This window comes from Rhodoplanes azumiensis (genome assembly GCF_042682915.1).
In the GTDB taxonomy this organism is placed as follows: domain Bacteria; phylum Pseudomonadota; class Alphaproteobacteria; order Rhizobiales; family Xanthobacteraceae; genus Rhodoplanes; species Rhodoplanes azumiensis.
Window position 1 is genome coordinate 1 of sequence record NZ_JBHUIW010000003.1, and the last position, 14,216, is coordinate 14,216.

Sequence of the window (14,216 nt, forward strand, 5' to 3'; positions counted from 1 at the left end):
AGCAGAATCAATGCCGTGCACCTCTTCAAGCACAATCCGTGCCGGACAGCCGTGGGCTTGTCCCGGCCATCCACGTTCTTCCGAACCGCCACGTCAGGAAGACGTGGATGCCCGCGACGAGCGCGGGCATGACGGCTCAAACCGATTCATCGCTCGGGCTGGTCGCGCCTCCGCTCACCGCGCGGCCGTCACCTGGATCTCGATCTTCAGGTCGGCGCCCTGCAGCAGCGCCTCGATGCAGGCGCGCACCGGGGTCGCGCCCGGCGTCACCCAGGCGTCCCACACCGCGTTCATCTCGTCGACGGTACGGATGTCGGAGAGCCAGATCGTCGCGCTGATCAGCTTCGATTTGTCGGTGCCGGCCTCGGCGAGCAGCCGGTCGACCTCGGCGAGGATTTCCGCCGTCTGCGCGGCGAGGCTCTGACCGGCCGTCTCCTCGGCGGTGAGGCCGCGCAGATAGACGGTGTCGCCGTGGATCACGATCGCGCTCATGCGCGGGCCGACATGCAGACGCTGAAGGGTCATCGGGGGCTCCGTTTCGGTTTGCTGATTCGGGAGGATGGTCTGGGCTGATTCGGGGCCGCCCGCTTCATCGACGGCGCGCCGGGCTTCGTGTCGATGCCGGCGTGCTCCAGCACCTTGCGCATGACGTTGGGAAGCGCCTCGCCGGCGACGTCTCCACGCGCGACCCATCGCGAGCCGGCCGGCGCATCGACGCCGGCCGCCAGCTGTGCGACGAACACCAAAAGCTCCAGCGGGAAATGCGTGAACACATGCGTGACGACGCCCGGCACGCGCCGCCAGTCCTTTCGCGCGACGCCGAGAGCGGGCGCGTGATCGCGGGCGGAGCGCTCGGCAAACGTCGTCGTCCACTCCGTCGTCGGCACCTCGGTCATGCCGCCCAGCAGGCCCTTCTCGGGGCGCGTGCGCACCAGCACGGCGCCGTCCGGGCGCACCGCCACGAAGGCGGCGCCGCGGCGCAGCCGCCCCTCCTTCTTCGACGCCTTTCGGGGAAAGGTCTCGGCGTCGCCGCGACGGCGCGCCGCGCAGGGCTCGGCCCAGGGGCACAGCACGCAGGCCGGCGATTTCGGCGTGCAGATCGTCGCCCCGAGATCCATCAGGGCCTGCGCGAGGTCGCCGGCCCGGTCGGCCGGCTCCAGCGTGTCGGCGAGCGCCCGCAGCCGCGGCTTTGCGCCCGGCAGCTCCTCCTCGAGCGCGTGCAGGCGGGTCAGCACCCGCTCGACATTGCCGTCGATCGGCACCACCGGCACGTCGAAGGCGATCGCCGCGATGGCGTTCGCCGTGTAGTCGCCGATGCCGGGCAGCGCCCGCAACGCGTCCACGGTCGTCGGGAATACGCCGCCGTGCCGGTCCACCACGCACTTGGCGCAGGCGTGCAGGTTGCGGGCGCGGGCGTAGTAGCCGAGCCCGGCCCACAGGCGCAGCACCGCGTCGAGATCGGCGGCGGCAAGGTCGCGGACGGTCGGGAACGCCGTGGTGAACGCCTGGAAATACGGCACCACCGCCTTCACGGTGGTCTGCTGCAGCATGATCTCGGAGAGCCACACGGCGTAAGGATCGGCCGTGACGCCGGTCGGCGCCCGCCACGGCAGCACCCGGCGATGGCGGTCGTACCAGCCGAGCAGCGCCGCCGTGAGGCGGGCGGCTTCCGGGGGCTCGGGGGAGGACGGCTTCCGCGCGGGGGGCGGCGCTGCTAGGGTCATGCGACGTCTCTGGTCCCGGTCGGGGCGTGTCCCGTCTGTGGCAGAGCCCGACGCCCCGAACAAGCGGTCCCGCGGCCCAGGCGCCGCTTCGACGAGCCCGTGCCCACGAGTCCGACAATGTCCTTCAAGCCGGCCCGATCCCGGGCCCGACCGCTCGCCGACCTCGTCGGCCCGGCCCTGGCGCCGGCCTTCCAGCGGCGCGGCTTCGCCGCGACCGAGATCGTCACCCATTGGGACGACATCGTCGGGGCCGAGGTCGCGTCGATCGCCGAGCCGATGAAGATCGAGTGGCCGCGCCGGCGCGACGGCGCACCCGGCGACGCGGCGCAGGAGCCCGCCACGCTGGTGCTGCGGGTGGAAGGGCCGGCCGCCATCGAGGTCCAGCACATGGCCGGCGTCATCGTCGGCCGGGTCAACCAGTTCTTCGGCTGGCCGGCGGTCGGGCGCCTGGCGCTGCGTCAGGCGCCGCTGCAACGGCGCAAGACGAAGAAAGCCTGCCGCGGTCCCGATCCGCAGGCCGTCGCCGCCGCGGCCGCCGCCCTGCCGCCGGTCGCCGACGAGGGACTTCGCGATGCGCTCGCCCGGCTCGGAGCGGCGGTGAAGCACCGCTGACGGCAGGGCTCTTCGGGTTTCGGCGCCGGTGCTGTCGAACCATTGACACGTCTTGCGCGACTTCGGTGTAGTCGGGCCGTGACCCTCGCGGCCGGTCCGGCCGTGCGGGGGTGTGGTCTGCCCAGTGGAGGGCTTTGCATTTCTCGGTCATTCCGGGGCGGCGCACAGCGCCGAACCTGGAATCCAGCCCAGAATGTCGAGCTCGCCGCTGGATTCCGGGTTCGCGCCTTCGGCGCGCCCCGGAATGACGGATTATGTACTTCGGGGAGGTATCCGTGGCGCGGTGGGGCGCGGTGCTGGTCGGCGGTCTGGTGATGATGGTGGCGGCGGCCGTCGTCGCGGCCGTGCCCGCGCATGCCGAGACGCGCGTCGCGCTCGTCGTCGGCAACGCCGCCTACCGTCACGTCTCGCCGCTCGACAATCCGGCCCGCGACGCCCGGCTGATGGCGCAGACGCTGCGCGACCTCGGCTTCCGTCTGGTCGGCGACGGGCCGCAGGTCGATCTCGACAAGGGCGCGCTCGACGCCGCCGTGCAGGCCTTCGGGGCCGCCCTCCAGGGCGCCGATGTCGGGCTGTTCTATTACGCCGGCCACGGCGTGCAGGTGCGCGGCGCCAACTTCCTGGTGCCGGTCGGCGCCAACCCGGTGCGCGAGGCGGACATCGACTTCCAGATGCTCGACACCGCCTTGGTGCTGCGCCAGATGGAGGCGGCCGGCACGCGCCTCAACCTCGTGATCCTCGACGCCTGCCGCAACAACCCGTTTGGCGGCCGCGGCCTGCGCTCGGCGGCGAGCGGGCTCGCCCAGATGCAGGCGCCGGAGGGCACGCTGATCTCCTTCGCCACCCAGCCCGGCAACGTCGCGCTCGACGGCAGCGCCGGCAACAGCCCCTACACGGCGGCGCTCGCCGCCACGCTTCGCCGCCCCGGGCTCGACATCTTCCAGACCTTCAACGAGGTCGGGCTCGCCGTGAAGAAGACCACGGCCGGGGCGCAGCAGCCGTGGGTGTCGTCGTCGCCGATCGCCGGCACGTTCCAGTTCTCGGCCGCGCCGTCGCCCGCGGAGACGCCCGTGCCCGCGGTCCCGGCCGTCTCCGCCGGCGGCGACGCCGAGCGGGTGTGGGCCGTCACCCGCGACACCACGAGCCTCGCCGTGCTGGAGGACTTCGTCCGCCAGTTCGGCGGCACGCCCTACGGAAGCTTGGCGCGAGCCCGCCTCGACGAGCTGCGCCGCGAGCGCACGGCGGCGACATCCGCGGCCGTGACGAGCGTCCCGACGGCCGAGCCGACCCGGCAGCCGCCCGGGCCGGCCGTCGCGACGCTGCCGGTGGCGCCGAGCTTCGACTGCGCGACCGACACCGGGCCGAACGAGCGGGCCATCTGCGGCAGCCCGCGGCTCGCTCGGCTCGACCGCGATCTCGACACGCTCTATCGCGAGCTGCGGGCGCGGCTGCGGCCCGAGCGCCAGACCGTGCTGCGCGACGAGCAGCGCGTCTGGATCAGGCAGCGCACCGCCTGCGGGTCCGACGAATCCTGCCTCGCCGCGTCCTACGAGTCGCGCATCGCCCAGCTCCAGCGCTGGCGGTGACGGCGTGACGGGGTCGGATGTTCGGGCCGCCGTGCTGGCGGCGACGCTTCTCGCCGGCGGCGTCGGGGTCGCGCCGGCCGCCGACTGCCGTCCCGACAAATTCCGGGTGATGCTCGACGTCGGCCACACGGTCGATCAGCCGGGTGCCACGAGCGCCCGTGGCGTCACCGAGCACAGCTTCAACCTGCGGCTCGCCAAGCGCATCGAGGAGCGGCTGCGCGACGGCGGCTTCGTCCGCACGACCCGGATCGTGGTGCGGGGCAGCGGCCGCAAGCAGCTCCTCGCGCGAACCAAGATCGCCAACGCGAGCCCGCCGGACCTGTTCCTGTCGATCCATCACGACGACGTCCAGCCGCGCTTCTACGGGCAGTGGGCGTTCGACGGCCAGACCCGCAACTACAGCGACCGCTTCGCCGGCTGGTCGCTGTTCGTCTCGCAGTTGAACCCGCGTTACGACGCGAGCCTCGCCTTCGCGAAGAGCCTCGGCGCCGCGCTGGTCGCCAAGGGGCTGCCCTTCACCCTGCATCACGCCGAGCCGATTCCGGGCGAGGGGCGTGCCGTGCTCGACGGCGAGCGCGGCGTGTTCCGCTACGACGGCCTCGTGGTGCTGAAGGGCAACGCCGCGCCCGCCGTGCTCTTCGAAGCGGGCGTCATCGTCAACCGCGCCGAGGAGGTCGCACTCGCCGGCCGCGAACGGCAGGACCAGATCGCCGGTGCGGTGCTCGCGGCCGTGCAGGAGTTTTGCGCGGCGCAGGCGGGGCGGTGAGGGAGCCGAAGAGCGGGTTGTTGTTTGTTCGATGATGATGAGTTCGTAACTTGTTCGAAGAGAAACTGCGAGACGTGATGTTGTTGACGAGGGCATCGGCCCCAGTCTGCTCCCTCCCCCCTTGTGGGGGACGGACAGGGAGGGGGGTAGCCACGAATTCCGCGCTTGCGGTTCACCCCCCTCCCTGTCCGTCCCCCACAAGGGGGGAGGGAACGATCGACACGAGCGCCTCGCTTCAAATCAGTCGAATCCTCGGCCCGCTGTCCGCGCGGACCGTCCTCAATGATAGCTGTCGCCTTCGCGCACCTTGCCGCGGAACAGCCAGTACACGAAGGCGACGTAGGCGAGGATGACGGGCAGCAGGATCACGGTGCCGGCCAGCATGAAGGCCTGGCTGGAGGGCGCCGCGGCGGCCTCCCAGATGGTCAGCACCGGCGGCACCGCATAAGGCCAGGTGGAGATGCCGAGGCCGAGGAAGCCGAGCAGGAACAGCGCGATCGCGCCGACGAACGGCACGACGTCGTGGCGGTCGGTGGTGCGCCACACGGTGAGCGCGACGGCGGCCGTGACCACGGGCACGATCCACAAGACGTAGATGCCCGGCGCCGCGAACCAGCGCGCGGCGATGCGCTCGAAGGCGAGCGGCGTCCACAGCGACACGGCGCCCATGAAGGCCATCACCAGGAGCAGGAGGCCGCGCGCCTGCTCGCGCGCCCGTTCGGCGACCGGGCCTTCCGTCTTCATGATCAGCCAGGTGGCGCCGAGCAGCGCGTAGCCCGACGCCACGCCGAGTCCGCACAGAAACGCGAACGGCGTCGCCCAGTCGAACGGTCCGCCGGCGAACGCGCCGTTCGCCACCGTGATCCCCTGGACGAAGCCGCCCAGGATGACGCCCTGGAAGAACGCGGCCGCCGCCGAGCCGACGAAGAAGCCGACGCTCCACAGCGCCGTCGTGTTGCCGTGCGGCGCCCGGAACTCGAACGAGACGCCGCGCAGCACCAGGGCCAGCAGCATGAAGATCACCGGCAGATAGAGGGCCGGCATGACGATCGAATAGGCGCGCGGGAAGGCGACCAGCAGGCCGCCCCCGCCGAGCACCAGCCAGGTCTCGTTGCCGTCCCAGAACGGTGCGATCGACGACATCATCTGGTCGCGCTGACGCTCGTTCTCGGCGAACGGGAACAGGATCCCGATGCCGAGATCGAAGCCGTCCATCACCACATACAGGGCGACCGCGATCGCCAGCATGACGGCCCAGATCATCGGAAGGTCGAGGTCCATGGCGGCTGCTCCGTGCTGATCAGGACGTTCCGGTCACGTCTGTGCGATCGTGCCGGTGCGTGTTGCACCTCTCCCTGCGCGGGGAGAGGTCGACCTTCGCGCGATCAGCGCGAAGGTCGGGTGAGGGGGCGTCGCCGCGAGTCGGAGCGAGGCGAGTCCGTGCTGTACGGAAGCGCCCCCTCGTCCGACTCGCCGCTGTACGGCGAGCCACCTTCTCCCCGCGTGCGGGGAGAAGGAAGCAGGCGCCGCGTTCCAGACGAACCATCCCGGTCACGATCATCCTCACAGCGCCCGCCGGCTGACGTCGCTCGCGGCGGATTGCGGGCGCAGCGGCGTGCCGGTCGGCGGCTGGTCGGCGCCGTGGGCGAGGCCGTGCGCCAGCATGCGGTTGATGATGTAGATGCCCATCGAGAAGACGAGGCCGTAGACGATCACGAACAGCGCCAGCGTCGTCGCGATGCTGCCGGCCGGCACCGGCGAGGCGGCGTCGGCGGTGCGCAGGATGCCGGTGGCGATCCACGGCTGGCGGCCGCTCTCGGTGACGATCCAGCCGGCGACGATCGCCGTGAAGCCGAACCACCAGGTGTGGCCGACGATCCTGAGATACCAGCCGGTGGTGAACAGCCGCCCACGCCACCACAGCACCGCGCCGGCGATCGCGATGGCGACCATCGCGAAGCCGATCGCGATCATCACCCGGAAGGCGAAGAACACGTTCTTCACCGGCGGGCGGTCCTCGCGCGGAAAGTCCTTCAGGCCGGGGAAGAGGCCGTTCGGATCGTGGGTGAGGATCAGCGACGAGGCGTAGGGAATGCCGATCGAGAAGCGGTTGGTCTCGGTCTTCTCGTCCGGCCAGGCGAAGATCTCGAACGTGCCCGGCTTGGAGCCGTCCCAGTGGCCCTCCATGGCGGCGATCTTGACCGGTTGATGCTTCAGTGTGTTGAGCCCATGCTGGTCGCCGATGAACACCTGCAGGGGCGCGAGCACGACGATCATGCCGACCGCCATCTTCACCATGATGCGCGCCTCGTCGTCGTGGCGCTCGGCCAGCACCCAGCGGGCGCCGACGGCGAGCACCACGAAGGCCGTGGTGAGATAGGCGGCCGTCACCATGTGGGCGAGCCGGTAGGGAAAGCTCGGGTTGAAGATGATGGCCCACCAGTCCTGCGGATGGGCGATGCCGTCGATCATCACGTGGCCGGCCGGCGTCTGCATCCACGAATTGGCCGAGAGGATCCAGAACGCCGAGGTCGCCGTGCCGACGGCGACGATCACGGCGGCGAGCGCGTGCAGCACGGGCGGCACCCGGCCGCCACCGCCGAACAGCATGATGCCGAGGAACGACGCCTCCAGGAAGAAGGCGGTCAGCACCTCGTAGCCGAGCATCGGCCCGATCACGTTGCCGACGACGACCGAGAAGCGGCTCCAGTTGGTGCCGAACTGATAGGACAGCACGATGCCGGAGACGACGCCGAGCGCGAACGACACGGCGAAGATGCGGGTCCAGAACTGGGCGAGGCGGGCGTAGCGTTCGTCTCCGGTGCGCAGCCGGATCAGCAGCAGCGTCGCGATGTAGGCCGACAGGCCGATCGTGAAGCTCGGGAAGATGATGTGGAACGTGATGGTGAAGGCGAACTGCACGCGGGCGAGCACAACCGGATCGAGATCCATCACGTCCAACCTCGCACGTCCAATCTCGGCAGGGACTTTGTCGCGGAGCGGGCGCGCGGCCGGGGGTGGGTCGCGGGCCGGAATCGTGCGGGGCGGGCGCACGGCCGCGCCCCGGCATCGCGGGACGGGACGGCATCGCCGCCGGGCCGCGAGGCGTGGGAGCGCAGAGCGAATCCCGCCGCGGCGTGCGAGCAACGACCCACGTTACTCCTTTGTTCCGCATCGCAACAGCGCGGCGTGACGGCGCAGTCCGGGTCCGTGCGCCGGCGATCCACAAGTCGATGCGGCACGCGCCTTGCTCGCAATTGCGGAGCACAAGACCCAACGCTAGAACCGACGACGGGGGCAGGGCGCCGCCCGTCGTCGCGCCGGCCCGGACGGGGGACGCGAGATGACCGAGACCGCAACCAGCTCTGCCGCCGCACACAGGCCCGCTCCCGGCGAGCCGAAGGGCTTTCTCGACCGCTATTTCGGGCTGACCGCGAGCGGCACCACGGTGCGCACCGAGGCGATCGCCGGCGTCACGACGTTCCTGACGATGGTCTACATCGTCTTCGTCAATCCGACGATCCTGGCCAATGCCGGCATGGACAAGGGCGCCGTGTTCGTCGCCACGTGCCTGGCCGCCGCCGTGTCGACCCTGGTGATGGCGCTCTACGCCAACTACCCGGTGGCGCTCGCCCCCGGCATGGGGCTCAACGCCTTCTTCGCCTTCACGGTCGTGCTCTCCTACAAGTACTCCTGGCAGCAGGCGCTCGGCGCCGTGTTCTGCTCCGGCGTGCTGTTCTTCCTGCTGTCGATCTTCCGGCTGCGCGAATACGTGATCAACGCCATCCCGAAGACCCTCAAGCTCGCCATCTCGGCCGGGGTCGGGCTGTTCCTCGGCATCATCGCGCTCGAGCAGTCGAAGATCGTCGTCGCCCATCCGGTGACGCTGGTGACGCTCGGCGACCTGCGCCAGCTCCCCGCCATCCTGTGCCTCGTCGGCTTCGTGCTGATCGCCGCGCTGAACTCGCGCAACATTCTCGGCGGCACGCTGATCGGCATCCTGATCGTCACGCTGATCGGGCTGCCGTTCGGGCTCACCACCTTCACCGGGATCGTCGACGTGCCGCCCTCGCTGGCGCCGACCTTCCTGCAGCTCGACTTCTCGGCGATCTTCGAGCAGACCTTCGTCATCGTCGTGCTGAGCTTCCTGTTCATCGACGTGTTCGACAACGCCGGCACGCTGATCGGCGTCACCCACCGGGCCGGCCTGCTCGACGAGAAGGGCCACCTGCCGCGCATGAAGCAGGCGCTGCTCGCCGACTCCTTCGCCGCCATGTTCGGCTCGCTGATCGGCACCTCGACGACGACCAGCTACATCGAGAGCGCGGCCGGCGTCTCGGCCGGCGGCCGCACCGGACTCACCGCCGTGTTCGTCGCGATCCTGTTCCTGATGGCGCTGTTCTTCGCCCCGCTCGCCGGCATGATCCCGGCCTACGCCTCGGCGGCGGCGCTGCTCTACGTCGCCTGCCTGATGACCCAGGGGCTCGCCGAGATCTCGTGGGACGACGTCACCGAATACGCGCCCGCCGTGGTCGCCGCCGTGACGATGCCGCTGACCTACTCGATCGCCACCGGCATCGGGCTCGGCTTCATCACCTATGCGGCGGCCAAGCTCGTCTCCGGCCGCTTCCGCGACGTCTCGCCGGCCGTGATCGTCCTGGCGCTCCTGTTCGCCGGCAAGTTCGCGATGGGGTGAGGTGACGGGGGCGGAAGAGGCCGCTTGTGTGTCCCGGCGAAAGCCGCAACCCGGGGGCGGCAAGGGAGAGCGTCGGGCTCGCGCGAATGTTCTTGAAACGTTCTGCAACTCTGATACTGTGATCGAGACTTCCGTCGTGCTTGAAGAGTGTGTGCGGAACTCGGGGCTGATCATGATCGGGCGCGGGATGCGGGCCGCGGCGGCGGCCGTGACGATGGCGTTGCTGACGGCATTGCTGACGGCGGCGTGGGGCGTCGGCGCCGGGGTGGCGCCGGCCGCCGCACAGGACCGGCGGCAGAACGAGCCCGGGCAGTTCGACTTCTACGTCCTCGCGCTGTCGTGGTCGCCCTCGTTCTGCGAGGAGAGCGCCGAGCGCCGCAACGGCCGTCCGGCCCGCGAGGACGGCGGCCGGCCCGATCCGCAATGCGCAGAGCGGCCGTTCTCGTTCGTCGTGCACGGGCTGTGGCCGCAATACGAGCGGGGCTTTCCGGAATACTGCCAGGTGCCGGCGCCGCGGCTGAACCGCGAGATCGTCGCCTCGATGCTCGACCTGATGCCGAGCCCGCGCCTCGTCTTCAACCAGTGGGACAAGCACGGCGTCTGCTCCGGCCTCGGGCCGCGCGGCTATTTCGAGGCGGTGCGCAAGGCGCGCGCCGTGATCAAGATTCCGGAGGTCTATCTCGAGCCCGACCGCGCCCTGTCGGTGACGCCGGACGAGGTCGAGGAGGCTTTCGTCAAGGCCAATCCGGGACTCGACCGCGCCGCCATCGCGGTTGGCTGCAGCCGCAACCGGCTGAGCGAGGTGCGCATCTGCATGACCCGCGAGCTCGGCTTCCGGCCGTGTCCCGAGGTCGACCGCCGCGCCTGCCGGCGCGACCGGCTGTCGATGCCGCCGGTACGGGGCGGGTAGGCGTCCCCGCGTCGAGGGGGCCCGCGGGAGCCCGTCATGGTGAATGCGTCGTTGCCGCGTCGCGGCCGATTGTCCGCACCAGAATGAACCGTTTCCGCGCCCGTGTGCCAACCGCCCGGTGAGCCGTGCCGGACCAAGGTGACACCGGAGACGGAGACATGCGGCACGACACCATCACGGTCACCGACGCCCCGTGCACGGCCGGCCCGCGTCGGCCGATCGCGCTCACCGAAGGTGCGAGCGTGCGGGCGCGACTCGAGGCCGATGCGCGGCTCGCGGTGTACATCCTCGGGATCTTCTACATCGCCCTGTGGGCGATCACCTGGCTGATCCTCGGCCACGGCGCCGCGCTGCTGCGGCCCGAGCAGGGCTGCCGGCTGGAGGGGCTCGACGTCCTCTTCCTGTGGCGCTGCGTCGGCGAGACGCATCTGCCGGTGGTCGCCGATCTCGCCAACGGCGTGCTCGCCAGCACGGTCTGGGCGCCGGTCGTCGTGCTCACCGCCGCGGTCCAGCCGGAGGTGCGGCTGGTCGCCTTTCTGGTCGTCGCCCTGCACGTCGTCGGGCTGCCGGCCGCGCTGCTGATCGCGATCCGGGCCGGCGAGACGCTGTGCGACCGCATCGCCCGCCGTCCCGCCGCGGGTGAGCGGGCCGCGCCGGCACCGGCGCCGGACGACCCGGGGCGAACCGAGCGGACGCCGCGCGCCGCGTCCGGCGCGCCGCTGGCGCCGCCCCGGCCGAAGCGGCCGCCGGTGACGCCGCGCAAGACCTTCGGCCTGCGCCGGACGATTCCGACCTGAACCCGCCGATGTCCGCACAGGTCGGCCCGCGCGGCAGTGCTTCGCGTCTCGGCCCCCTGTGTCACGCCTCTCTCGCCACGCCCGGGCTCGGCGCTGCGGTCGGCCGGGTGTCGCCGTGCTGGGCAACCGCGTCCCGTCCGTGCGAGAAGCCGGCGAACCGCGCCGCCCGCGGCGCTCCCGGCTGTCGTGGCCCTGCCGTCGACCGCCGTCCCTCGCCGCCCGGTCGATGCCCCGATGAACTATCGCCACGCCTTTCATGCCGGCAATTTCGCCGACGTGCTCAAGCACGCGACGCTCGCCCGCATTCTTCACCACCTGTCGGAGAAACCCGCGGCCTTCCGGGTGATCGACACCCATGCGGGCGCCGGCCTCTACGCGCTCGACGGACCGGAGGCGAGCCGCACCGGCGAGTGGCGGGACGGGATCGGTCGGGTCCGCGACGCGGCGATGCCGCCGGCGATCGCCGATCTGCTCGCGCCTTATTTGGAGGTCGTGACGGCGCTCTCCGGCGCCGGGGCGCATCTTTATCCCGGATCACCGCTGCTCGCCGCGAAACTGATGAGACCGCAGGATCGCCTGGTCGCCTGCGAGCTCGAGCCGACCGCGGCCGCCGCTCTCGCACATGCACTCGGACGCGATGCGCGCGCGAAGACCGTGGCGATCGACGGCTGGCTAGCACTGAAGGCTTATATTCCGCCGAAGGAGCGCCGCGGCCTCGTACTGATCGATCCGCCGTTCGAGCAGCCGGACGAGTTTCATCGTCTCGCACACGGCATCGTGAACGCGTTGCGCAAATGGCCGACCGGCGTCTATCTGATCTGGTATCCCGTGAAGGACCGCCGCGGCCCCGAGACGCTCGTCGAAACCCTCGCTGCGGCGGGCCTTCCCAAGCTCCTGCGCATCGCGCTCGACGTCGGCGGAAACGGCGACGGGCTGCGCGCCACCGGCCTCCTCGTGATCAATCCGCCCTGGCGGCTCGCCGACGAGCTCGCCGTTCTGCTCGACTGGCTGGTGCCGGTGCTGTCACGCGGCACCGGCGCCGGATCACGTCTCGACCGCATCGGCGCGACGTGACACGGATCTCACAGATCAGACCCGCTTCCTCTTTTTGCGTCGTCGCCTCTATGTTAAAGTTTGATGGGGCTCTGACGTTCAGTCTCCGGTCCGGAGACGAGGGTGGCCTAGGCGGGTGCCGACCGTGATGCCGAAGCACGAGGCGATGTTGCCGCGCTGCGAGGCTGCGATGCCGGTGGGCGACGTGCCGACGTCTTCCGAAACGTGAATGTCCGGCCACGCCGTCGCGCCACGAGGGCCGACGACGAAGCAGCATGGGGATGGGAGTGTCCTCGATGGCAATGGCAGGTACCGTGAAGTTCTTCAACAGCGAGCGTGGCTACGGCTTCATCAAGCCGGACGACGGCGGTCGCGACGTGTTCGTGCACATCACCGCGGTCGAGCGGGCGGGCTTGAAGTCGCTCAACGAAGGTCAGCGGATCAGCTTCGACGTCGAGCCCGACAAGAAGGGAAAGGGCCCGAAGGCGGTCAATCTGGTCATCTCGTAGCACCTCGAGACGCCGACCGGCCGCGACGGGACGCTTCGATCGCGGGACGCACGGTGGAAGGCTCGAACGGGTCCGTCGCGACGGGTCGTCGCGACAGTGCGCGGGGGGCGGGTCGCCCCGTCCGAGAGGCCGGAACCGGCCGCGCCACGACGTGTCCGGATGCGAGATGCCCGGACGATCTAGCCGGAAATGACGACCGGCACGATATGACAAGCGGAGCGACATCCGATCGGCCGTCCGGATGACCCGACGCCGCCGGGCGGTGAGACCGATCCGACGGCGACGTGATCAGTCCGCGATGCCGGCCCGCGATGCCGGCCCGCGATCTGATCAGATGGCGGGCGGCGACGTTCGACGCCTCGACGTGAGAACGGAGACGCGTGCCGCTCGCTCGGACCCGTGATCGGGGGATCGCGCCGGCGCGCCGCTGCGGCGTTCTCGAACGGAATTTGCTTGTGAAGATCGTTTCGCCGGCGGCGGGGGCGATCGCGCCCACCCGCGTCGTCTTCGGGGGCGCGGGCGGGTGCGCCGCGACCGCGTGAAAAGCGAAACGCTCCGGCGCGGGGCGCCGGAGCGTTTCCGTCATCGGGCGAGCGGGGGGCGTGCGCGCGCCGATCGAAGCCGTCGTGTCAGAATCGATAGTTCAGCCCGAAGCGGACGATGCTCGACTCGATGTCGGTGGTGAGCCCGACCATGGTGTAGTTCTCCTTGGTCAGGTCGACATAGAGATACTCGGCGCGGGCGCTCCAGTTCGGCGTGAACGCCACCTCGATGCCGGCGCCGGCCGTCCAGCCCGTATGCGTCTTCGACTGCGACCAGCCGAGCCATTCCACCTCGCCGCCCCCGTAGGCGAAGCCGCCGGTGCCGTAGATGAGGACGTTGCTCATCGCCCAGCCGATGCGGCCGCGCAGCGTGCCGAACCACGGGTTGGAGAACTTGTACGCCGCGAACGTGTCCTCGGCCCCCGAGAACTGGAAGTCGGTCTCCGCGCCGATGACGAACTGGTTGATCTGGTAGTTGTAGCCGGCCTGGAGGCCGCCCGCGAAGCCGCTCGGGTTCATGCTCATGGCGGCCGAGCCGAACTGGTAGCCGAGGTTCACGCCGACATAGGCGCCGGTCCAGGTCTGCGGGGCGGCGTAGGGGGGCGGCTGCTGGTAGGGGGCGCCGTAGCGGAGGTCCGCCGCGCCGGTCGGCGTCGCCAGCAGGGCGGCGATCAGTCCGGCCGAAAGGGTCGTCTTCTTCATCGTTGCCTCCACGTCGTCCACCGCGGCGCCTCGGACCGGTGGACGACTCCGCGACGGTCCTTGTCGCCCGCCATCGTGGGTCCCCGAGGACCGGCCGAAGGCGAAAAATGGATAATTTCGTGTTTCGATTTATCGCGGCATTCGAGTAAACCTTTCCTTACTCGAGCCCGGCCACCACCCGTTAAGCTTAACCTGCCGTTTACGAGTGCTATCAGCGGGTTAACGCGAAGGGCGGAGATTTCGTGCGAGCGTGCGGAAAGGTGCGTACAGGGACGTCCGAGGCGGCGCTCGGTCGGCGCGGGGCGGCTCGTTGCAAAGT

13 protein-coding genes are annotated in these 14,216 nt (G+C 70.4%); 8 read left to right on the top strand and 5 right to left on the bottom strand.

Annotation, left to right across the window (positions count from 1 at the left end):
- Positions 1 to 174: 174 nt before the first annotated feature.
- A complete protein-coding gene (locus ACFSOX_RS03625; RefSeq protein ID WP_378476427.1) occupies positions 175 to 525 on the bottom strand; it encodes a RidA family protein in 351 nt (116 codons plus the stop codon).
- A complete protein-coding gene (gene mutY, locus ACFSOX_RS03630) occupies positions 522 to 1,724 on the bottom strand; it encodes an A/G-specific adenine glycosylase (RefSeq protein ID WP_378476428.1) in 1,203 nt (400 codons plus the stop codon). Before mutY ends, ACFSOX_RS03625 begins: the two co-directional genes overlap by 4 nt.
- A 117-nt stretch (positions 1,725 to 1,841) precedes the next feature.
- Between mutY and ACFSOX_RS03635 the strand changes: the two genes are divergently transcribed.
- The 3 genes from ACFSOX_RS03635 to ACFSOX_RS03645 all read left to right on the top strand — a co-directional run bounded on the left by ACFSOX_RS03635 (position 1,842) and on the right by ACFSOX_RS03645 (position 4,688).
- On the top strand, positions 1,842 to 2,336 hold the full coding sequence (locus ACFSOX_RS03635; RefSeq protein WP_378476429.1) for a DUF721 domain-containing protein: 495 nt from the start codon (positions 1,842 to 1,844) through the stop codon (positions 2,334 to 2,336).
- Between the two features lie 314 nt (positions 2,337 to 2,650).
- Positions 2,651 to 3,922: a caspase family protein gene (locus ACFSOX_RS03640; RefSeq protein WP_378476714.1), complete on the top strand. Its 1,272-nt coding sequence runs from the start codon at positions 2,651 to 2,653 to the stop codon at positions 3,920 to 3,922.
- Positions 3,923 to 3,926: 4 nt separating this feature from the next.
- Positions 3,927 to 4,688: an N-acetylmuramoyl-L-alanine amidase family protein gene (locus tag ACFSOX_RS03645; RefSeq protein ID WP_378476430.1), complete on the top strand. Its 762-nt coding sequence runs from the start codon at positions 3,927 to 3,929 to the stop codon at positions 4,686 to 4,688.
- A 279-nt stretch (positions 4,689 to 4,967) separates the two neighbouring features.
- Here the strand turns inward: ACFSOX_RS03645 and cydB are convergent, their stop codons facing one another.
- A complete protein-coding gene (cydB, locus tag ACFSOX_RS03650; RefSeq protein ID WP_378476431.1) occupies positions 4,968 to 5,969 on the bottom strand; it encodes a cytochrome d ubiquinol oxidase subunit II in 1,002 nt (333 codons plus the stop codon).
- A 282-nt stretch (positions 5,970 to 6,251) separates the two neighbouring features.
- Complete coding sequence (locus ACFSOX_RS03655; RefSeq protein WP_378476432.1) at positions 6,252 to 7,640, bottom strand: cytochrome ubiquinol oxidase subunit I; 1,389 nt, start codon at positions 7,638 to 7,640, stop codon at positions 6,252 to 6,254.
- A gap of 391 nt (positions 7,641 to 8,031) precedes the next feature.
- Between ACFSOX_RS03655 and ACFSOX_RS03660 the strand changes: the two genes are divergently transcribed.
- From ACFSOX_RS03660 to ACFSOX_RS03680, 5 genes are all read left to right on the top strand, one after another.
- Positions 8,032 to 9,384 carry an NCS2 family permease gene (locus tag ACFSOX_RS03660; RefSeq protein ID WP_378476433.1) on the top strand — a complete coding sequence of 451 codons (1,353 nt, stop codon included), beginning with the start codon at positions 8,032 to 8,034 and terminating at the stop codon, positions 9,382 to 9,384.
- A 172-nt stretch (positions 9,385 to 9,556) separates the two neighbouring features.
- Entirely contained in the window at positions 9,557 to 10,294 is a 738-nt protein-coding gene (locus ACFSOX_RS03665) for a ribonuclease T2 family protein (RefSeq protein ID WP_417716675.1), read from the top strand.
- A gap of 158 nt (positions 10,295 to 10,452) precedes the next feature.
- Positions 10,453 to 11,091, top strand: coding sequence for a hypothetical protein (locus ACFSOX_RS03670; protein WP_378476434.1), 639 nt, complete (start codon positions 10,453 to 10,455; stop codon positions 11,089 to 11,091).
- A 234-nt stretch (positions 11,092 to 11,325) separates the two neighbouring features.
- Positions 11,326 to 12,165 (top strand): 23S rRNA (adenine(2030)-N(6))-methyltransferase RlmJ, encoded by an 840-nt coding sequence (locus tag ACFSOX_RS03675; protein WP_378476435.1) that lies wholly within the window; start codon positions 11,326 to 11,328, stop codon positions 12,163 to 12,165.
- A gap of 275 nt (positions 12,166 to 12,440) precedes the next feature.
- Entirely contained in the window at positions 12,441 to 12,653 is a 213-nt protein-coding gene (locus tag ACFSOX_RS03680; protein WP_111359998.1) for a cold-shock protein, read from the top strand.
- 629 nt (positions 12,654 to 13,282) lie between these two features.
- Here the strand turns inward: ACFSOX_RS03680 and ACFSOX_RS03685 are convergent.
- On the bottom strand, positions 13,283 to 13,897 hold the full coding sequence (locus ACFSOX_RS03685) for an outer membrane protein (RefSeq protein ID WP_378476436.1): 615 nt from the start codon (positions 13,895 to 13,897) through the stop codon (positions 13,283 to 13,285).
- Positions 13,898 to 14,216: the final 319 nt, after the last annotated feature.